Origin of the sequence: Listeria cornellensis FSL F6-0969, assembly GCF_000525855.1 — a bacterium.
Lineage (GTDB): Bacteria > Bacillota > Bacilli > Lactobacillales > Listeriaceae > Listeria_A > Listeria_A cornellensis.
Window position 1 is genome coordinate 111,394 of the sequence record NZ_AODE01000019.1, and the last position, 21,078, is coordinate 132,471.

The following is a 21,078-nucleotide window of genomic DNA, read 5'->3' on the forward strand; positions in this document are numbered from 1 at the left end:
CCTTCAACTACTTGTTTTCGTTAAACCAGTTTTCAATTTTTGCCAATATGTTTGCCGTCGCCCTTGGATCGGTCAAACTCGGCAGGTTCGCGAGCAATACTTCTTTTGGCGGCTGCAAATCATCTGCCCCTTTTTGCAATATCAGAATACTTTTCCGAGCTCCCTCAGATGCAAAAAGTGTCTCCGGCAATTGCAGAATTCCTTGAATGTGACCATGTTTTTTAATGAACCTGTCCACCTTCGCGAAATCCTCCGTTCCAAACATCGCACTCGGCACGAGGAAAAATAAGTATCCTCCTGCTTTCGTGTACCGCATACCTTGCTCAATAAATAAGAAATGCGCAAAAGAATGACCATCATCGCGGCTTAGCTCGAACTCTTTCGCACGCGTATCGTCTGGATAATACCCAACCGGCAAGTCACTCACAACAACATCGACCGGATCAACAAGCAAGTTGCCCAGGCCATCTTGATGTAAAAGTTGGATTGGTTGGCGCTCCAAATCAGCACCGACGTAAGCAAGCGAAATGAGCAAATCATCGACATCAACGCCAGTAGCATCGAGCTCCAATTTACCTTCCAATTGATTGACAATCGTTGCAATTAAGTTACCTGTCCCACACGCTGGGTCAAGTAAACGGATTTGTTTCTTACCAGCAAAAGCCTTGTCTACCAAGTAACCCATAATGAATCCAATGGAGTCCGGCGTCATTTGATGATTGACTTGAATGCCGTGCTTCATACCTTTTAAGAGTGCAAGTTGATAACTCTTACGGATATCTTCTTTTGCAAACTCCTCCAACTGAACAGAACCATACCGCTCTTCCAGATTCAGTGTTGCCTCAGCAGAAAGTTCATCCTTTTGAAGTACCTCTTTCTGAAATAAATTCTCTCCTGTCTCATAGACGGCCTCCAGATAACTCATTTCGAGCTCGTTCTGAATAATAATGGCTGTATCATCGAGAACACGGAATAATTCCTCAACTGTTGCATTTGTCAAAAGTGAACACCTCGAATTCCTTCATTTCTAACACCAATTAAATATTATACAGCATTTCCAGTCAAGATGATAGCATTTTACACTATCAAAAAACAAGATTTGTAGCAAAATGAGCAAGCGCTTTATTTTTGTGGATTTTCCGTATGTATTGTTTGTTGTTATAGTGCTTGGCCCAATATTCACTATAACAGAAAAACTAGCAAACCCAGATGGATTCACTAGCTAATTCGTTCTTATTTCGCTTCTTTTGCCTTCGCAATTGCTGTTTCGTAGTCTGGATGATTTGTTCCTTCGCCAACATATTCCGCGTGAACCACTTTATTATTGCTGTCCAGCACGAATACCGAGCGGGCGAGCAGACGCAATTCTTTCATCACAACACCGTACGCCTCACCGAAAGAAAGGTCACGATGATCAGAAAGTGTAATCACATTAGGAAGTCCTTCTGCTGCACACCATTTCTTTTGCGCGAACGGTAAATCTACAGAAATCGTAAGTATCGCTGTATTTTCTAAACCAGACGCCTCTTCATTGAACTTGCGTGTTTGTTGCGAGCACACGCCTGTATCAATCGACGGAATCACGCTGATTATTTTCACTTTGCCATCGTAATCGCTTAATGTAACCGGCTCCAGACCTTGATTTAAAACCGTGAAATCTGGTGCTGTGTCACCAACTTTTACTTCTTTCCCAATCAATGTCATCGGGGTTCCCTTAAATGTAACTTCTGCCATATTGAATTGCCTCCTTTGATTTGTATCTACGCCTTCTATTCTACCGAAGTGTCGGGTGATGTACTATTTTTTTGCCTATAGTAAAGCGCTTTCCAATATGTCCAAGCCTCTAAATACGCCGCCAAGTCCTCTGGATGATGCAAAAGACAGCGCGCAATCCGAATGTATAACCCGATTAAAACCGGACCATAGAGCTCCCCCGCAATCTCACTATCGAAAAATAACAAAGCATCCTGCAACGTCTCCTCATCCAGACTATCTGGTGAAGAACAAAACGCAAAAATAAGATCGTAAATCGGCGGCCCAAAAAGATGAAGTGGATCAATAACGCCACACAACTGCCCGTCTTGAAACAGAAAATTATGTACACCACAATCACCATGTAACAGATACAAACGCTCGCGTGGCTGATTCCGGACCACTTGCATAATGAGCACCGCATCTTCATTTGGTAAATGCTGACCAATAATAGCCTCAGCACCCATGATTTCTTGTTGTAAAAACTCCTGCCATGTAAGCTTTTCATGCCAACCCCAACCACGTATAATCGGCTTATATTCATTGATTAAGCCTACCGTCAAATCCTGCAACATCTTCGCTTTTTCGGGCCGCGCACCTAATGTATCCCCTTTCATAAACATATACACTAAATAATCTTTCGTGGCGTACATCAACCTTGCCAACAAGGCATTCTCCTCATAAAACCGCAGAAATGTTGCTTCCCAATAAATCAGATTCGCGTCATTTCCCTTCACAACATAGGATTTGCCGTCTTCACATTGTATTTTAGCAACCACACTCGATGTCCCACCACTCAAATAATCCCACGTGATAATTTCCGAACCTAGCACATTTTCTCGCAGCAATTCACCGATAATTGATTTCATATCCATTAAACCCACTCACTCCCTTCCAAAAAGGACTTACAAGCCAAGCCCGTAAGTCCCCATTTTACATACTACTTCCAATCTTTATCTAATTTCAAGTACCCTTCATGCACAACGGCCGTGCTTTCCAGCAAATCCGCAATTCCTTGTTTTTTCGGCGTAAAGGCACAGACAACGTATAGTCCCCAAACAACGGACGTTACAAAACGCAAGGCCCCTTCACGAAAAAACACCGTTCCCCACGTTAACTTCTCTGTTTTCAATGACACGACGCGAATTCCAAAAATCATTTTTCCGAGCGTCTGTCCCCAAAGCTTCGTCATCACAATAAAATAAGCAAGAAAAACGAGCGTTACAAGCGCGCCGTAAATCGCGAAAAATGAGCCGTCCATCTTCCAATTTGCTAATCTGAAAACCGGGCTGATCAAGATTCCCGACACCGCCGTCGTCACGAGCAAGTCAACGAGGTACGCCATAAAACGAATCCAGAATCCCGCATAATATTGTGATGGAAAACCGCTTTGTTCTTCTTTTGGAGGCTCATATTTAAACACTGGACGCTCCGTGTGTTGCAACGTTTCCTGTTCCATTCGAACTCCTCCTTTATTTTCCATACAAGTACATCAGACGCGGCGCTTCCATCATGTTCATTAGCTGTAACGCTTGATGTGCCTCACTTTTTTGACCAACGATTTGGCTAACTGATGTGGAGAAGATCGATGCAAAACCACCACCGCTCGAATCATATTCAAATACTTCTGCACCTTTCAAATCTTGCTCTTTTTTCAAAGCATCCAATGCATTTTCTTCATATCCGAAAGCGTCGATTAAGCCATTTGCCTTCGCTTGGCGACCATCGTAAATCCGGCCGTCTGCAATTTTACGAACTTCGGCTTCTGTCATGTGACGACCTTGCGCGACAACTTTCACGAATTCACCGTAAGAATCATCAATCATCGACTGCATAATCGCTTTTTCTTCTGCCGTCATTGGCCGTGACGAACTCATGATATCCTTGAATTCCCCACTTTTAATCGTATTATCCGAAATTCCGACTTTCTTCATCAATTCGCTAAAATCATAGCCCTGCATAATGACACCAATCGAACCCGTCAGTGTTTCAGGGCTCGCAAAAATTTTGTCAGCTGGCGCAGAAACGTAATAACCACCTGATGCTGCCATGCTGCCGAACGAAACATAAACCGGCAACTTCTTCTCTTTCTTAATCTGTAAAATTTTATCGCGAATTTGAGCGGATTCCACAACGCCACCACCTGGTGAATTCACGTTTAGGATAACTCCTGCGACTGTGTCATCATCGCGAATCCACTCGAGCTGATCCATAAAATCCGTGTGATTGTAGCCTTCACTGCCACCGAGAAGTGAGTCGCTCGAACCAGTATCTTGAATCGCGCCATCAATATGAAGCACAGCAATTCGTTTATCCTGACTACCGTCCTCAAGCACCATTTCCGTCACTTCTGTATCCATCGCGGCCAATGATTCTGTCCACGACATGCTGTACTCGTCATCGCTTGCCAAGAGCGTGCTCGTAATCTTCGTAATCCCGCTCACTACTAATAAAGCGGCGACAATCCCGATCGCAATCCATCTTTTTGCATTCACATTATTTCCCCCTTTTTTTATTACCATAGAACTATCATAACGGAAAACAGCTACTTTTTACAGCGAAACTTGAAAAATTCTTATTTTTTACAAGATTAGTAGTGAGCATTCGTGTTATAATGGGGTAGAGATTGAATTAATTAAGAACTCTGGAGGTTTTAGTATGGCTGAGACAATTTTTTACTTTTCCTATCGCAAAACAGAAGAATTACAAAAACATGCCGATGAACTAAAAAAAAGTAACGAAAGAATATGGTTTTGAAGTAACCGAGGATTTCGAAGCTGCAACAGCGATTATTAGTATTGGTGGAGACGGCGCTTTCTTGAAATCCGTGCGCGAAACTGGTTTCCGTTCCGATTGTTTATATGCGGGCATCGCCTTGACAGAACAACTTGGACAATATTGCGATTTCCACGTACACCAAATCGATGAAATTATTAAGGCCGCGGCAGAAGATCGCTGGCTTGTTCGCCGTTACCCAACGATTTACGGTACGGTCAACGATTCGAAGGCTTTTTATGTACTAAACGAGTTCAATATCCGTTCGTCGATTATTCGTACGCTACAAATCGATGTGTATATTAACGACAGCCTGTTTGAAACATTCCGCGGTGATGGCATGGTTATTTCGACACCGACAGGAAGTACGGCTTACAACAAGTCCATCAACGGCTCGATTGTGGATCCATTATTACCTTCCATGCAAGTGAGTGAGCTAGCTTCGATTAATAATAACCGTTTCCGGACGCTGGGTTCTTCGTTCATTTTGAGCCCAAAACGTAAATTGCGGCTAGATATGCGCGCAAATGGCGTGAATGATTTCCCGATTATGGGAATGGATTCCGAAGCGCTTAGCATCCAACATGTTGACGAGATTAAGCTCGAAGTTGGCGATCGCTTTGTGAATATTATCAAACTGCATAATAATTCATTCTGGGATAAAGTAAAACGTAATTTCTTGTAAAATCCGAATTAAAGCTTGTTCGTACTGCCAAATTGGGCGTGTGCGAACAAGCTTTTTTATCGTAAAAAAGCCCCATTCCAAATTTCTAGAACGGAGCACATATCCTTATTTATTCCAACAATCCTTAAATTCCTGCCAACTACCAAAATAATATTTAACCACGCGGTAATCATCAAAATCTGTCATTTTTGGTGTTCTGCCTAGAATCCGGATGATTTCATTAGCCTCTTTAATATAACGTTCTTTCGTCTCTTTTCCCTCACCCTCAGGAGCTACTAACGTCAAATCCGCTGCATTCAAAAACTGCTCCCACGAACCAAAGCTTTTAGTAGCAGCTCCAACACCTGGGAACTCCGATGCCGCGCCTATTGGTGGCCTGCCAAGTACTTTCGTAATGCGTTTTACTTCATCTATCAAATATTCATCCGTATATCGTTTTGCCGCCAATTTAATCAACCTCTCGCTATTAAAGTATTCACAAGGATTATTGTACCATATAATTCTTTCTCCAGTCACTAGATAGCCTTAGATTCCGCAAAAATTTTCCTCACTTCAAGGCTCCTCTATCTGGATAGCTATTCCAATTCCTAAAAGATCAGATAATTCATCTGGACTGAGCAATCCACCACGTCTCATAATCATACCATTAACAATAATGATAGGCAAAACTTTTTGACCATTTTCTGTAAGTTCTGCATGCACTAACTTGTTTTGTATAAATGGAATGTCCGATTCTGACTTCAAGTACAGATGCGTGTTGAGCTCTTCTCCAGCAAAAACGAGATGCGCATTTCTGAACGAATCGTTGTGTATACTTTTGAAAACTTCTAGCTCTATATTGCCATTATCATGTGAGCAGTAGTAGCTAATATCCATCTCGTTTATTTTTTCCCAGTAGAACCAAATCCGCCACGATCCGTATTTCCAAGTGACGTGACCTCTGTAATTCTAACCTCTGGCATTTTCGCCATAATTCTAAACTGGCAAATTCGGTCCCCTTTTTCGATAACCGTATCACGCATCGCAATCGCAGGGAATTTCCAGAAATCATTCTCGCCGCAATAGCTCTCATCGATGACTCCCATACTATTCGATTGGATAATCCCAAAATGCTTATATGTACTAGAACGAGGCACGACATGGGCTTCATAACCTTTTGGCAGCTCCATAGCGACGCCAAGTTCGATTAATTTGTAGTCACCAGCAGCTAAGTGGACTCCTTCATTTGCATGTAAATCAATCCAATCACCTTGCTCGATTTTATTTAGCCTAGCATCTTGATCCGCCGCATATTTCACTTTAATTTCCATTTTATATCACTCCAAATAGTTGAATTCTCTACACTGCTAATCCTATCATATATGAAGCGTTTCGGGAATCAACTTTCTCTAAAAAAGAAGCCTGAATGTAGCGTCTATATAAAAGACGAACACTCAAGCCTCCTATTTAAGTCATCTCAGCGCTAATGTATAGTCAATACCATTAATCGTAACTTTTATCAAACTTGGCCACGATTTTTGATCCCATTTACCATCATTCCCTTGTTTTGCAATTTGATCTGCGGCTGAATTATAGAATTTCTTTTGATTTTTATTGTACCACGGATCGTTATGAGGATTTGGCGAAAATTGATACACATGATTACCAGGATTAAAAGTTAATCCTCGATTCTTACTCCATGATGTTTCCACCCATTTATAGTTAATTCCATTTATTTTTATGTTTCCACCTATGCCTGCTGCTTCCGCTCCAATTACGCCTAGGCTTTTATCCAAACTTACATGTCCCGTATTCACCAAGCTGACACCAATAACCGAAGAAAGTCCAAAAAACACAGCAACGGAGAGCCCAACAATTCTTTTTTTCATGTGCATAAAAATCTCCTACTTTCTCTTATTTTTTGTAGAAGGAATGATGCTCCGAACTACTTTAAAATCGTAACATAGAATCGTTACATCTATGTTACGATTTTAAAGTAGTTGTGTATAGTGTTTCCAATTTTTCATGCACATAAAAAATCTCAGAAAAAGCTAGTAGCATCTAGCAATCCCCGAGATTATCTTATTATACCTTGCTTATCTCCACATATTCTGCAGATGGGCTAAGCGTTGCCCGACAGTCTGTTTCCGTATTTATCGTATGAATAAATCTAGGTATCTTGTCATCTTGTACTTTGAGTCTGATACTTCCAATTTCATTCAGAATAGTAGAGTAGTTTGTGTGTACTTGGAAGCGTTTGAAAACTGCTACAACACGCTCCATTTTAGTGATTCCTCCTCCCCGTTATTTTTATAACATTCTAAAAAATCACGAGATACAACAACATTCCCATGCATTACCATTTTACCTTCCTATGTAAGCACTGTCAAATAATACACAAAATCCAATGCATCCGAATAAATGATGCATTGGATTTCAATTTTCATCCTAAAATCATAACTAGCAAGGCTTTCTGCGCGTGGAGCCTGTTTCCAGCTTGTTGATATACGAGTGATTGTGTGCCGTCGATAACTGCTGTTGCGACTTCTTCCTCGCGATGTGCTGGTAAACAGTGCAAGAAGTGATAGTCTGATTTGGCGTGCGCCACTAACTCGCTCGTCACCGCATAGCCTTCAAAATTGGCAAAACGTTTCGCGTTCTCCTCTTCTTGCCCCATGCTCGTCCACACATCTGTATACACAAAATCAGCGTCAGAAACCGCAAGAACGGGGTCCGTCGTAATCTCGATTTTCGAACCAGTTTTAGCGGCGATTTGCAAAGCTTGGTTCCACACAGTTTCGTCTGGCTCATATCCCGCTGGCATTGCGCACGAAATATCTAGGCCAACCATTGCAGCCGCTAGTAACAGCGAATGGCAAACATTATTTCCATCTCCAATATACGCAAGTTTCACGCCTTCAAATGTGTTTTTCACTTCGAAAATCGTCAGCAAATCGGCAAGCGCTTGGCACGGGTGATGCAGATCCGTCAAGCCATTAATAATTGGAATCGACGCATGTTCCGCAAGCTCCTCCACACCTTCATGGCTGAACGTCCGAATCATCACGGCATTTATATATTCGCTCAAGACATGCGCGGTATCCTTAATCGGCTCGCCACGCCCAATTTGCAACTCTTTTGAGGACATCACAATCGCCTGCCCACCTAATTGCAAAATTCCTGCTTCAAAAGAAATCCGCGTCCGCGTCGATGGTTTATCAAAAATCATCCCTAAAATCTGTCCACTTAATGTATGGCTAAAATGCGCGGGGTTTGTCTTAATCGCAAGCGCCAACTGAACCAATTCCGCGATTTCCTCATTGCTCCATTCCAGTAAACTCAACATATCTTTTCCTTTAGTCGTTTCCTTATAGTACGTCATTATTTCATCCCTACTTCCTGTTTTATTAAGACAGATTCAATCAAATTCGCCGCGCATTTCAACTCTTCTTTTGTCACCGTTAATGGTGGTAAAATACGCAATACGTTCGGTCCCGCTGTTAATGTAAGTAATCCTAGCTCTTGCAACGCTTTGACGACTTCTCCAGCTTCTGATTCTAACGCGATTCCCAGCATCAAACCTTCTCCACGAATTTCAACCACGTTTGCCGCTACTTTTTCGGTGAGCAGTTGTTGGAAATAGGCGCCTTTTTCCGTCACATCCACGAGAAATGCTTCATCAAAAACAATATCAATAACCGCGTCTGCCGCTGCCATCGCAATTTTATTCCCGCCAAAAGTCGAACCATGAACGCCTGGTCCAAATGTTGCGGCAAGTTCTGATTTACCAACCATCGCACCAACTGGCAAGCCGTTTCCAAGCCCTTTTGCTAAGGTGAAAATATCTGGTTCAATCCCTGCATGCTCAAAAGCAAAACGTTTACCTGTTCGCCCAATTCCGGTTTGGACTTCATCGATAATAAGCAGCGCGCCGTGTTTTTGACATAGCTCGGATGCGCCAACTAAGAATGCCGTCGTTGCTGGTAGTACACCGCCTTCACCTTGAATAACTTCCAACATGACAGCTGCTGTTTTTGCCGAAATTGTGTTTTCTAAAGCTTCCAAATCATTGTATGGTAAATATGTAAAACCTGGAAGGAGTGCGCCGAAACCATCATGAATTTTTCCTTGTCCCGTCGCCGTCATCGTCGCAATTGTTCGACCGTGAAACGATTGTTGAAACGTGATAATTTCATCACAACCTGTATGTTTTTTCGCGAGTTTTAAGGCAGCTTCATTTGCCTCAGCGCCACTATTACAGAAAAATACGACACGATCCGCGTCCGCTGTTAATTTTGTCGCGACTTGTTCTTGAATACTACTTTCAAAAAGGTTCGACGTGTGCCAAATTTGACCAAGTTGCTTCTGCACGGCGGCTAGAACCGTTTCGTGGCAATGCCCCAAGTTGCAAACCGCGATACCCGAGGTAAAATCCAGATATTCCTTCCCATTAGCATCCTTCACAACCGTCCCTCTTCCTTCTACAATCTCGATTGGAAATTTGGCGTATGTTGGAAATAAATCACTCATCCTATCTTCACCCCTTCGCTTATTATCGTTCCTTTAGTCGTAATTTCATTCGTGATAATGACTTGTCCAACGCCTTGCATCACTGCATTTTTCGCACTTTTAAGCTTTGGAATCATGCCCCCCGTGATGATTTCTGTCTCGAATAAACCGTCCAATTCGGCCGTATCAATATGCGACACCACTTCCCCCGCGTCAAGAACTCCAGCCACATCTGTCAGCAAAATTAATTCCTCCGCTTGAAGAGCTGCCGCCACCGCACACGCCGCCAAATCCGCATTGACATTCAACCATTGCGTCGACATCGTCAAGCCAAGAGGCGCAATCACTGGCACGATTTGTTGCGCAATTAAACTCTCCATCAAGTCCGTTTTGACATGTGTAATTTCCCCAACAAAACCTAGCTCGCTATCCGTTAATTGTTCTGCTTGCATCAAACCTGCATCTCCTGCATGTAGACCAACCGCCGATATGTGTTGCTGTTCTAACGCTGTCACGATTTCCGGTTGCACTTGCCCAATCAAGACCATTTTCGTCACCGCCAGCGTTTCTTTCGTCGTGATTCGCAATCCAGCCTTCGTTTCGACCGGAATCTGTAGCGCCTCCATCATTTTACTGATCTGAACGCCACCACCGTGAACCAAGACGACCTGTTTGCCGTCCCCCTGCCACGTTTTGATTTGCTTGAAAAAACTTTCATGGAGATGACTTCCCGCGACGCCACCTATTTTCACAACAATAATTCCACTCATCTCATTCACCCCTTTTTCACGTCCGGTAACACGCGTTTATTTTGACATAATCATAGCTTAAATCGCATCCCCAAGCAGTTCCTTCCTCTAAACCACTATGCAAATTTACTTCGATACGTATATTTTCCTTTTGCAAATAATCGGCCAGTACATCCGGATCGTAGTCTGCCGTCTCGCTTTTTTCTAAAATCGCCGTTTCACCAATTCTAATCGTGATATTGTCCGGTGAAAAACGACCACCACTGTAGCCAATCGCACAAATAATTCGCCCCCAATTCGCATCTTCACCGAACATCGCTGTCTTCACAAGGCTGGACGATACAATTTGCTTAGCAATCATTCTCGCGTCTTCTTTTGATGTCGCGCCTTTCACTTGGGCTTCAATGAGTTTCGTTGCTCCTTCGCCATCTCTCGCAATGCTTTTTGCTAAATGTTGGCAAACCGCGTAAAACATTTTTGTGAATGTCGCAAACTCTGTTGTGCCTTCTGAAAAAGCCGTATTCCCCGCGCAACCATTGGCCATCACGACAACCATGTCATTCGTCGATGTGTCACCATCCACCGTTATTTGATTGAACGTTTGGTCTACTTTTTGTTTTAGCAATTTTTGCAATAGTTTAGCTGGCACTGCTGCGTCTGTCGTAATAAAGGAGAGCATCGTCGCCATATTCGGATGAATCATCCTGAACCCTTTGCTACTCCTGAAATCGTGATGGTTTTACCGCCAATTTCCGCTTGTAATGTGAGCTCTTTTTGCACCGTATCCGTCGTTAAAATGGCTTCATGAAAATCAGCGCTCGTGCCAGATTTTGCATCCAATGACGCAATCCCTGTCGCCACTTTTTCCATTGGTAAGTAGTCACCAATCACGCCCGTTGACGCAACCGCCACATCCGTTTCTGCAATGTCTAAATGTTTCGCCGCTAGCGCCCGCATTGCAAAGCCATCTTCCAAGCCTCGTTTCCCAGTGCACGCATTCGCCACGCCACTATTGACCACAATCGCCTGCAACGTCTGGTTCACCGCTAAACTATCCTTTGTTATAAAAATTGGCGCCGCCTGCATCTGATTCATCGTGTAAACCGCTGCCGCCTCAGCTGGCGTTTCCGAAAAAATAATCCCGATATCCTTCCTTTTGCGCTTTAACCCACAATGCTTGCCATCCGCGAAAAAACCGAGTGGCGTTGCAATTGTGCCATTTTCAACCGTTATCCAATCCTCTTTTTCCAATACCTTCTCCATCGTATTTCCCCCTAATCAAGGATAAACCGGTATAAAATCAAGCCCAGCCGTCTCCTCAAATCCGGCCATCAAATTCAAATTTTGAATTGCTTGTCCCGCGGCCCCTTTGACCAAATTATCAATCACCACAACAATCGTAATCATATTCGTTCGTTCATTATAACAAAGCCCAATATCGCAAAAATTCGAAGCCGTCACCTGTTTGAGCGTGGGATAAACATCCTGATCCTGAATACGCACAAATGGCTTCCCATCATAACTTTCTCGGTAAAGCTCGAGTAGCTCCTCCGTCGATGTCTCCCCCTTCGCCTTCACATAAATCGTTGCAAAAATACCTCGCGTCACTGGAATAAGCGATGTCGAAAACGTAATCGCATCAATTCCTGCATCCCATACTCGCAACTGCCGAATAATCTCTGGAATGTGTTGATGCTGATTCATCCGATACAGCGTCATGTTCTCATTCGTCTCCGGAAAATGCGTATTCGCGCTCGGCGTCTTGCCCGCCCCAGAAATGCCCGATTTCGCATCCACAATAATCGAATCCGCCTCCACCTTGCCATGCATCACAAGTGGCGCTAAACCAAGCAAAGTCGCCGTCGCATAGCAACCAGGATTCGAAATAAATGTCGTATCCACGTTTTCTCGCCATTCCGCCAACCCATATTCTGCCTGATCCAAGTAAGCAACCGGCGCAGCGTCCTTGTTATACCACTTCTCATATTTTTCCTTCGTCAACCTGAAATCTCCCGATAAATCAATAACCTTCATCCCAGCATCGATAAACGGCTGTGCAGCCTCCTTCGCGACCCCACTCGGCGTTGCAAGAAAAACAGCTTCACTTTCCTCCGCTATTTTCGCCACGTCAATCTCGGCAAGCTCATGATGGTAACCCGTATGTAAATGCGGGTAAAATCGCGAAATATCATCCGTCTGAGCGGAAAAACTATGCAAAGAAGCAATCTCGACCTGCGGATGTTGATGTAATAGTCGAAGTAATTCGAGCCCTCCATAACCTGTTGCCCCAATAATCGAAACTTTCATGATTTTCCCACCCTTCTTATTTTTTATGATAAAACTTATTATAAACTTGTATATTTATAATGTCAAATGGTTTTTTATAAATTATAAAACTATTTTATACACTTTTTTATGTATATAACCTCTTTTTTTTATGCAAAATATATTCACATACAGACTCGCAAAATCCATCAAAAAAGACCGCTCCTTAGAACGGCCTTCCATCTTATTTCTCTTTATCCGAGTCCTTCTTCACAGCTTTCCTCACACCTTCTGCCGTTTCTTTTGCGTCCGATGCTGCTTCTTTCACCTTGCCCTTCGCTTTTTCCAAAAAGCCCTCTGTTTGCTTCTCCTTATCGCCAGTCAATTTCCCTGTTTTTTCCTTCACTTCACCTTTTACTTGCTCTTTCTTGCCTTTATCATCTACCATACATCTATTCCTCCTTCTTATTTTTAACTAATGATGTGCAGACAAAACATTTCCTTGCCTCTATTTCATTTTTACCCTGTTAGTTATAGAAAAAACATATCTGAAATATGAAAAGATTCCCACCAATAAAAAAAAACGACACCCCAATCGGCATCGTCTCCCTTTTAAAATAGATCTGAAAATTCATCCTGTACTTTTTTTTTCATCTGCAACTTCTACTGAAAATGTTTCTGTTGCATTCACCGCTTCTTGCACTAACGCCTCAAAATCAATAAAGCTCTCATAACGCTCCACTTTATCTAACTTAGGACGTGTTTTCGGAGATGGCGGCGTGAAAATCGTACAGCAATCCTCGAACGGCTGCACAGAAATATCATACGTATCAATCGCCTGCGCAATCTCGATAATCTCATTTTTATCCATCGATACAACGGGGCGAATAATCGGCGTTGTCGTCACAGCATTAATCGCTAGCATACTCTCCAACGTCTGACTCGCTACCTGACCTAAACTCTCACCATTCACAATCGCCAAACCTTCCCGGCGTCGGCGCAGTTCATCCGTCACCCGCAACATCATCCGGCGCGTCACCGTCATCGTGAAACCTTCTGGGATTTGCTTTTTAATCATTTCCTGAATCGCGGTAAATGGCACCACATGCATCTGCACCTGTCCGCTATACTGCGCCAATTTTCCAGCTAAATCAACTGCTTTTTGCTTCGCGCGCTCACTCGTGTATGGCGGACTATGGAAATGCACCGCCTCCACCTCCACGCCACGCTTCATCGCCAAATACCCCGCAACAGGACTATCAATCCCACCCGAGAGCATCAACATCGCGCGTCCCGAAGAACTCACCGGCAAACCGCCCGCGCCTTGAATTGTCTGACACGATAAAAAGATTCCCTCACTGCGAACGTCCACAAGTAGCTTCACATCTGGATTTTTCACATTGACATGCAAGTCATCGATATGCTGCAAAATAAACCCGCCAAGCTCGTGATTAATCCCATTCGTATCCAGCTCAAACGACCGATCTGCACGCCGAGCATTCACTTTAAAGCTCCCGCCAGCCTGATGCATCGCGCGAACAAGTGACAATCCAGCTTGCTTCATCTCCTCTAAATCTTGAGGTACCCGAACCGCCGGACTAAACGACTGAATCCCAAAAATCGGACGCAATCGCTCTAAAATAACCTGATCATCCGCTCCATTTAATAGTAAATACATCCGATCACGCTCTCCAAACACTTTCACTTCTGGAAAATCAGCAATCGCGCGCTTCACATTATGTGCTAATTTCTTAATAAACTGTTTCCGGTTCCGGCCTTTTGTTGATAATTCGCCGTACCGAACGACTATACGATCATATTTCATCATTTCACCACTTCATTCAAATTTTTGATAATTTCTTGTATTGCTTCCATAAAACGCTCTGCTTCCGCCATCGTATTTTGGTAAGACAAGCTCACACGAACGGCGCCCACAGCTTCTTCATCTGTCACCCGCATCGCCTTCAATGTACTACTAGCAAGCTTGGCACGCGAAGAACAAGCGCTCGTCGTCGAAACATAAATCTCATATTTCTCCAGCGCATGCACCAAAATTTCGCCACGATGCCCAACAACTGAAAAACAGCAAATATGCGGTGCCGCTTGGTTTTTATCCGTATGAATCGAGACGTCTGGAATACAGACAAGCGCGTCCAGCAAATAATCACGAATCGCTTCTAAATCAGCACTATGCTCCTTCTGCTCTTCCAAACCAATCCGCAAAGCCTTCGCAAAAGCCACCACGCCAGCCGTATTTTCCGTGCCATTTCGCAGACCAAATTCCTGCCCACCACCATCCAAAAGTGGCGTAACCGAAACGTGTTTCTTCTTTATTAAAACGCCCGTCCCATTCAAGCCATGTATCTTATGCCCAGAAATACTCACCAAGTCAACTCCCGTAACATCTAGCATCACTTTCGTCAACCCTTGCACATAATCCACATGAAAAAAGGTCTGCGGTCGTGCTTTCAAGACATCTGCAATCGCTTGAATCGGTTGTACAGAGCCAACTTCATTATTCACATGCATCACCGACACTAAAATCGTATCTTCCCGTAGCGCACTTTTCAAATCCTCCACCGAAACAACGCCGGATGCATCGACCGGCAACCGCGTCACTTCAAATCCTTGCGCCTCTAGGCTATGCATCGAATTTTGCACCGATGGATGTTCGATCGCCGTCGTAATCACATGCTTTCCGCGATGACGATAAAATCCCGCCACGCCCTTAATCGCCATATTATTACTTTCCGTCCCACCAGAGGTAAAAATAATTTCCTCAGGCAACGTCCCGAGCATCCCAGCCACAAGAACTCGCGCCTGTTCGTGCAACTCACTGACCTTCGCACCATAGCTATGAAGAGAAGACGGGTTCGCAAAATAGTTCGTCGCTACTTTTGCATACGTCTCCACACAAGCATCCAGCGGCTTCGTCGTCGCACTATTGTCAAAATAAATCATCCAAAAAGCCCCCATGAATTAATTCTCATTCATTATTCTATCACAGAATAGCAAAAAGAAAAATCGTCCCATCCTTCTTACTCGGATAAGACGACATTTCCCACTTCACTATTCCTCTACTTCATCCACATTTATCTTCATTTCATACGCCTTCTCAATCTTCTTAAACGCACTCGGCTCCACTTTTTCCAAAGCAGTCACCGAAAGTTCCAGCGCTTTCTTATATTGATAATCATCATAAAAATGATCTTCTGCTTGACGCAGCGCTATTGCAAGGTCCGGCGTCTGCAAACGATAACGGTTCGCATACTGAATCACATGCTCAACTAAATGCGCATTCTCAATCATTTCATCCGCTTTTTCAGTCAAATGATCTAAATCCTGTTGCGCTACTTGCCACTCATGGTTCACCGATTTCATATTCAGCGGCTTCTCTTCCAATTTCTGTTCTAACTTGGAAATCGATGCTTCCATGTGCTCACATAGCGCCAAGTAGTCCTCTGGCTTACCAGGAAGACGCTCACGATCCAATCTGCGGTTCAGATTCAGAATCGCCCGACGCATTCTATCTGCATCCTCACGCGCCTCTAATTCATCTTTTCGTAAGGAGCGCAATTCTTCTGCAAACGCGTCTTGCTCTAGGGAGATCGTCGACACAACCGCATCGATTTCTTTCAACGCATCCTCTGCCGCAGAATACGCAATTTTGACCTCAGAAAGTCGTTCCGTAACGGTCGCCAATTGTTCTTTTTGGAGCTCTAACTGGCTTGCAATTTTCAGGTAGCTCGCCAAGTCTTCTTCCGTCACATGATAGGTCTGCTTCACTTCTTTGATTTGCTCTGCTAACGCGTCCGACACACCCAGCTGTTTCTCTAGTTTCGCTTCCACCACAATGCGATTTTCCTTCACAAAATGGCGCGCCTCGACCTCATGCTCTAACGTATCGTAAAACAAGTTAATTTCCGTATGCAGTTCTGCCACACCGCTTTCCACGGCTTCCAGTTCCCCTGCCACAATCTTGTCTTTCAAATCCGTCACCCGATTGCTCATCCGGCCCAATTCCGCAGCCAGTTGCAATTGTTCTAAGAAATAGCCTTGTTGCGCCATTTCATCATAACCCGCTTGCAACTTGCTCATTTCGTCTGGTAAAATAACGTCGCTCTCACGCAGTAGAACAGGTATTTTTTCCAGTTTCACGCCTAACTTCTCCAGATCATGTTGGACATTCAACACCGTTTCCCGTGCCTCCAAATAATCTCCTTGATCCGTCAGCATATCAAACCGATTCAAGTTCTCCGCAATCGTATCTAACTCACCTTCCACGCTATGTAACGCGTCACCAAGCTTATAACCATTACTCAAAACCTCACGGCGCAACGTCGTGAACTTATCCTTCGCCATCCGAATATCCTGCGCATTGCGTTCCTCACTAGCAATCAATTCCTTCAACCCACGCAAAATTTGCTTCATTTGCGTATCGATTTCATGAATCACCTGCTCGACCTGATTCTCCATCTGCGTCGCTTGGCGGAACTGATAACGATCCGTATGTTGCTCCGCTCCAAGAATATACTCTTCCAGGTTCGGAAATAACTTCGTTGCAATATCATCCCACGAGTCGCGCCATGATTCAAACAAATCCTCCGTCTGCCCGGTAAGCCTCAACTTCTTCACCTTCGTGAGCTCATCAATCACCGGGCGCTCCATCAATTCTATTTTTTGCTCCTCAAGTGCGTTGATTCGCTGATAATGCTTTTTCTTCATTATGTATCCGACCGCAAAAACAACGGCTACTATGACTACAAAGCCAACTAAATACCAAACAAACATGTCGTTTCCTCCTATTATCCCATTATCTCTATTTTTTAAATCGATTCATTAAGTACAAATGACAAATCCATGCTATACTAATTCATTATACACATACACTATTCTAACACGATTCCGCTGTATTTGCCTTATTTAAAATCAAAAATTATGAAAAAGTGGTGAAAAAAATGATTGAAATTCCAAAATTCACTGGAACAAAAGCAGAAAACTATCAATTATGCGTCAAACAAGTCGAAGCAATGATCGCAGGTGAGCCTAACTTCCTAGCCAATATCAGCAATATCTCCGCTCTATTGAATCAAGCGCTAACCGACATTAACTGGGTTGGCTTCTATTTATATGAAGAAACGAGCAATCAACTCGTCCTCGGTCCATTCCAAGGCCTTCCAGCATGCATCCGAATTCCACTCGGTCGCGGTGTTTGTGGGACAGCCGCAGCAGAACAGAAAACGTACCTCGTCCAAAATGTACACGACTTCCCCGGGCACATTGCTTGTGACGCAGCATCCAATTCCGAAATCGTTATTCCGATTGTTCATGATGGAAAACTGCTTGGCGTTTTAGATGTCGACAGCCCCTCTGTCAACCGTTTTGACGAAACAGATCAACATTACTTAGAGCAAGTCGTCACTATTTTAAAAGCATCCATACAATAAAGTTTGACAAGCGTATGCAAAATGTACTATACTAGAAAGCGTGTAAAATGCAGCTTGAGTGATGATGAATATGACCGTTGTTTATCCCCGATTTTTTTTCGTGGTGTATCCTGTAACCTGCTGCTGCAAGGGCGAAGATACATGAAGATAAACTGCACGTATTTGGTTGGTCACACTTGTTTGTTTTATGCTAAAACAAATTTAAAGGAGGAGTCAATCAATGGCTCGTTATACAGGTCCAAGCTGGAAAATTTCCCGTCGTTTAGGGTTATCACTTTCAGGAACAGGTAAAGAATTAGAACGTCGTCCGTACGCTCCAGGGCAACACGGTCCAACACAACGCAAAAAAAATCTCTGAGTACGGTTTACAACAAGCAGAGAAACAAAAATTACGTCACATGTACGGCTTAACAGAACGTCAATTCAAAAACACGTTCATAAAAGCTGGCAAACTACAAGGTAAACACGGTGAGAACTTCATGATCTTACTTGAACAACGCCTTGACAACGTGGTATACCGTTTAGGTCTTGCTCGCACTCGTCGTGCAGCACGCCAATTAGTAAACCACGGTCACATTGTAGTAGATTCAAAACGCGTAGACATCCCTTCTTACCAAGTATCACCTGGTCAAGTAATCAGTGTTCGCGAAAAATCTCTTAAATTATCAGCAATCGCTGAAAGCTTAGACGTTTCGGCATTCGTGCCTGAATACCTAACTTTCGACGCTGAAAAACTGACAGGTACATTAAGCCGCCTGCCAGAACGTTCAGAATTACACGCTGAAATCAACGAAGCATTTATCGTAGAATTTTATTCACGTTAATAGCCATAAAAACCACGGATGCCACTCGCATTCGTGGTTTTTTGTTGCAAAAAAAGCAAGATATCACGAATCCCCTTCTCGGATTAGACGTAATATCTTGCTTCGAACAAAACGAACACTTTATAAATATTTTCTCATTGTAATATCGACTACTTCAAAGCCCATCTTTTTATACACGTGAACCGCTCGCTTATTATGCGCAAAAGCATGTAACGATATCTCCGTAATTCCTCGTTCTTTTGCATTTTCTTCAAGCAAAACTAACAATTCACTGCCGAGGCCTTTATTTTGAAACGCATCGAAAATCAGAATATCATAGATAAAATACGTTTTCTCTTCTTGAAAAACCCATAATGTCCCGACAAATTCCTTACCTTGCATCACTTCCCAAAGAAAATGATCCTTTGTTGCAACGCCATCAGGAAGCAGTTCCATTGTCGTCATTCTCGCTTTAAACAACGCTTCATCGCGTGGCCAAATTCCTGCATCCGCTTGATCCTTTGCATAGCCCACACTAAGAGCCTCCGCAAAATCAGAGAAATGTTCTTTTGGCATCGCCGTTAAACGTAACCCCTCAGACATAGCGCACCAAGAAATATTTTTTCTTACCGCGACGAACAATCGTAAAACGGTCTTCCACACGATCCTCTTTTGTCACTACTTTCTCCAGATCCTGCACACGTTCACCATTGATATAAATCGCGCCATTCCCTATATCCTCACGTGATTGGCGTTTCGACGGCTCAATACCAAGGTCCACAAGCCAGTCTACAAGCAGCTTCTCTTCATGCGTCGCCTCAAACGTTGGCACATCTTTAAAACCTTGCTCAATCTCATCCGCCGTCAACACTTTCACGTCTCCACTGAATAAAGCTTCCGAAATCTTAATCGCTTGATCCAGCGCCTCTTGCCCATGAATAAAGCGCGTCATCTCAGCCGCTAAAGAGCGTTGTGCCGCACGACGATGTGGTTCCAATTTAACCGCGGATTCCAAATCACTAATTTCGCCTTGATCTAAGAACGTGAAGTATTTCAAGTATTTCACAACATCACGATCATCCGTATTAATCCAGAACTGGTAAAACTCGTACGGTGTCGTCTTCTCCGGGTTCAGCCAAATCGCGCCACCTTCTGTTTTACCAAATTTCGTACCATCTGCTTTTGTTAGCAATGGGATCGTTAAACCGAACGCTTTGGAGCCCTCACCTTGTTTTTTACGAATCAAGTCAAGCCCCGCTGTAATATTTCCCCACTGATCACTACCGCCAATCTGCAAACGACAATGATGATTTTCATATAACTCATTGTAATCCATCGCTTGCAAAATTTGGTACGCGAATTCTGTGAACGAAATCCCTACTTCTAGACGATTGGCCACGATATCCTTCGCCAGCATCGTGTTCACATTGAAATTTTTACCAAAATCACGTAAAAAGTCGAGTACCGTCAAATCTTTCGTCCAATCGTAGTTATTCACCATGATTGCACCATTATCACCAGCAAAATCAAAAATCGTTTCTAACTGACCACGCAGGCTCTCGACGTTTTTATTGACTTGTTCAAGCGATTGCAATTGACGCTCTTCTTTCTTACCGCTTGGATCACCAATCGATCCGGTCGCGCCACCAACTAAAATAATCGGACGATGCCCTTTGTTTTGGAAACGACGCAAAATCATAAATGGAATCAAATGCCCAATATGCATCGAATCTCCCGTCGGATCAATCCCACAGTATAGGGAAATCGATTCCTTCTCGGTTAATTCACGAAGTCCCACTTCATCGGTCTGTTGGTAAATCGCGCCACGCCATTCTAATTCATCAATAATATTCATTTCATTCTCTCCTTTTCCTTTATGGACTTCCTAACAAAGCAAAAAGTCCCTCCGTCTATTGACGAAGGGACGCAAAATATACGTGGTACCACCCAACTTAGGAAAGAAATCTTCCTCGCTTCATTAAGATAACGGCAAAAACCGTTTGCAAATGCAAATATGCTCCAGGATGTAATTCGTCCGCCTTATTTGTACTGGTTTGCAGCGACCACCAGCTCTCTTTTCCACAGGGATAAGCGACTACTCCGTCCGTTCATAG

The 21,078-nt window shown here is 43.5% G+C and carries 20 protein-coding genes, 4 pseudogenes and 1 other annotated feature (1 of these 25 only partly in view); of the genes and pseudogenes, 3 read left to right on the forward strand and 21 right to left on the reverse strand.

Going from position 1 to position 21,078, the window contains the following annotated elements; genetic code table 11:
• Positions 1-7 precede the first annotated feature (7 nt).
• From PCORN_RS08435 to sppA, 5 genes are all read right to left on the reverse strand, one after another.
• Positions 8-1,000, reverse strand: coding sequence for a class I SAM-dependent methyltransferase (locus PCORN_RS08435; protein WP_036079355.1), 993 nt, complete (start codon positions 998-1,000; stop codon positions 8-10).
• A gap of 233 nt (positions 1,001-1,233) precedes the next feature.
• Positions 1,234-1,734, reverse strand: coding sequence for a thiol peroxidase (gene tpx, locus PCORN_RS08440; protein WP_036079358.1), 501 nt, complete (start codon positions 1,732-1,734; stop codon positions 1,234-1,236).
• 35 nt (positions 1,735-1,769) lie between these two features.
• Positions 1,770-2,627, reverse strand: coding sequence for a phosphotransferase (locus PCORN_RS08445; RefSeq protein WP_051999333.1), 858 nt, complete (start codon positions 2,625-2,627; stop codon positions 1,770-1,772).
• A 65-nt stretch (positions 2,628-2,692) separates the two neighbouring features.
• Positions 2,693-3,211, reverse strand: a complete 519-nt coding sequence (locus PCORN_RS08450; RefSeq protein WP_036079360.1) for an RDD family protein — start codon at positions 3,209-3,211, stop codon at positions 2,693-2,695.
• A 13-nt stretch (positions 3,212-3,224) separates the two neighbouring features.
• Positions 3,225-4,247 (reverse strand): signal peptide peptidase SppA, encoded by a 1,023-nt coding sequence (gene sppA / locus PCORN_RS08455; RefSeq protein ID WP_036079362.1) that lies wholly within the window; start codon positions 4,245-4,247, stop codon positions 3,225-3,227.
• A 163-nt stretch (positions 4,248-4,410) separates the two neighbouring features.
• Here sppA and PCORN_RS08460 point away from each other — a divergent pair.
• Positions 4,411-5,212 (forward strand): annotated as a pseudogene (locus PCORN_RS08460) (NAD kinase).
• 105 nt (positions 5,213-5,317) lie between these two features.
• On the opposite strand, the gene PCORN_RS08465 reads toward PCORN_RS08460, so the two are convergent.
• The 14 genes and pseudogenes from PCORN_RS08465 to PCORN_RS08530 all read right to left on the reverse strand — a co-directional run bounded on the left by PCORN_RS08465 (position 5,318) and on the right by PCORN_RS08530 (position 17,505).
• A complete protein-coding gene (locus tag PCORN_RS08465; protein ID WP_036079364.1) occupies positions 5,318-5,659 on the reverse strand; it encodes a homing endonuclease associated repeat-containing protein in 342 nt (113 codons plus the stop codon).
• 105 nt (positions 5,660-5,764) lie between these two features.
• Complete coding sequence (locus tag PCORN_RS08470; protein WP_036079365.1) at positions 5,765-6,088, reverse strand: arsenic metallochaperone ArsD family protein; 324 nt, start codon at positions 6,086-6,088, stop codon at positions 5,765-5,767.
• Positions 6,089-6,093: 5 nt separating this feature from the next.
• Positions 6,094-6,522 carry a dUTP diphosphatase gene (locus PCORN_RS08475; protein ID WP_036079367.1) on the reverse strand — a complete coding sequence of 143 codons (429 nt, stop codon included), beginning with the start codon at positions 6,520-6,522 and terminating at the stop codon, positions 6,094-6,096.
• Positions 6,523-6,663: 141 nt separating this feature from the next.
• Positions 6,664-7,080 carry a hypothetical protein gene (locus PCORN_RS08480; RefSeq protein ID WP_036079369.1) on the reverse strand — a complete coding sequence of 139 codons (417 nt, stop codon included), beginning with the start codon at positions 7,078-7,080 and terminating at the stop codon, positions 6,664-6,666.
• Positions 7,081-7,276: 196 nt separating this feature from the next.
• On the reverse strand, positions 7,277-7,474 hold the full coding sequence (locus PCORN_RS08485; protein ID WP_036079370.1) for a hypothetical protein: 198 nt from the start codon (positions 7,472-7,474) through the stop codon (positions 7,277-7,279).
• A 160-nt stretch (positions 7,475-7,634) separates the two neighbouring features.
• A complete protein-coding gene (gene argF, locus PCORN_RS08490; protein WP_036079371.1) occupies positions 7,635-8,573 on the reverse strand; it encodes an ornithine carbamoyltransferase in 939 nt (312 codons plus the stop codon).
• Positions 8,573-9,721: an acetylornithine transaminase gene (locus tag PCORN_RS08495; RefSeq protein WP_036079372.1), complete on the reverse strand. Its 1,149-nt coding sequence runs from the start codon at positions 9,719-9,721 to the stop codon at positions 8,573-8,575. Before PCORN_RS08495 ends, argF begins: the two co-directional genes overlap by 1 nt.
• Positions 9,718-10,470, reverse strand: coding sequence for an acetylglutamate kinase (argB, locus tag PCORN_RS08500; RefSeq protein ID WP_036079373.1), 753 nt, complete (start codon positions 10,468-10,470; stop codon positions 9,718-9,720). The genes PCORN_RS08495 and argB overlap by 4 nt, the downstream gene beginning before the upstream one ends.
• 16 nt (positions 10,471-10,486) lie before the next feature.
• A pseudogene (argJ, locus tag PCORN_RS08505) lies at positions 10,487-11,682 on the reverse strand (bifunctional glutamate N-acetyltransferase/amino-acid acetyltransferase ArgJ).
• A 45-nt stretch (positions 11,683-11,727) separates the two neighbouring features.
• A complete protein-coding gene (argC, locus tag PCORN_RS08510) occupies positions 11,728-12,756 on the reverse strand; it encodes an N-acetyl-gamma-glutamyl-phosphate reductase (RefSeq protein ID WP_036079374.1) in 1,029 nt (342 codons plus the stop codon).
• A gap of 202 nt (positions 12,757-12,958) precedes the next feature.
• On the reverse strand, positions 12,959-13,162 hold the full coding sequence (locus tag PCORN_RS08515; RefSeq protein WP_036079375.1) for a CsbD family protein: 204 nt from the start codon (positions 13,160-13,162) through the stop codon (positions 12,959-12,961).
• 164 nt (positions 13,163-13,326) lie between these two features.
• Positions 13,327-14,539: pseudogene (gene thiI / locus PCORN_RS08520) on the reverse strand (tRNA uracil 4-sulfurtransferase ThiI).
• Positions 14,539-15,675 (reverse strand): cysteine desulfurase family protein, encoded by a 1,137-nt coding sequence (locus PCORN_RS08525; RefSeq protein WP_036079377.1) that lies wholly within the window; start codon positions 15,673-15,675, stop codon positions 14,539-14,541. The pseudogene thiI and the gene PCORN_RS08525 overlap by 1 nt, the downstream one beginning before the upstream one ends.
• Positions 15,676-15,783: 108 nt before the next feature.
• The gene (locus tag PCORN_RS08530) at positions 15,784-17,505 is read right to left on the reverse strand and encodes a septation ring formation regulator EzrA (RefSeq protein WP_036079378.1); all 1,722 of its coding nucleotides are present in this window, start codon (positions 17,503-17,505) and stop codon (positions 15,784-15,786) included.
• 167 nt (positions 17,506-17,672) lie between these two features.
• Here PCORN_RS08530 and PCORN_RS08535 point away from each other — a divergent pair, with 167 nt between their 5' ends.
• A complete protein-coding gene (locus PCORN_RS08535; protein ID WP_036079379.1) occupies positions 17,673-18,161 on the forward strand; it encodes a GAF domain-containing protein in 489 nt (162 codons plus the stop codon).
• 220 nt (positions 18,162-18,381) lie between these two features.
• Positions 18,382-18,985: pseudogene (gene rpsD, locus PCORN_RS08540) on the forward strand (30S ribosomal protein S4).
• Positions 18,986-19,105: 120 nt separating this feature from the next.
• On the opposite strand, the gene PCORN_RS08545 reads toward rpsD, so the two are convergent.
• Together PCORN_RS08545 and tyrS are read right to left on the reverse strand one after the other, a co-directional pair.
• Positions 19,106-19,567 carry a GNAT family N-acetyltransferase gene (locus PCORN_RS08545; protein WP_036079383.1) on the reverse strand — a complete coding sequence of 154 codons (462 nt, stop codon included), beginning with the start codon at positions 19,565-19,567 and terminating at the stop codon, positions 19,106-19,108.
• Positions 19,560-20,819, reverse strand: coding sequence for a tyrosine--tRNA ligase (gene tyrS / locus PCORN_RS08550; RefSeq protein ID WP_036079386.1), 1,260 nt, complete (start codon positions 20,817-20,819; stop codon positions 19,560-19,562). The genes PCORN_RS08545 and tyrS overlap by 8 nt, the downstream gene beginning before the upstream one ends.
• Before the next feature lie 62 nt (positions 20,820-20,881).
• Positions 20,882-21,078, reverse strand: a binding site (T-box leader); it runs 7 nt beyond the window's last position.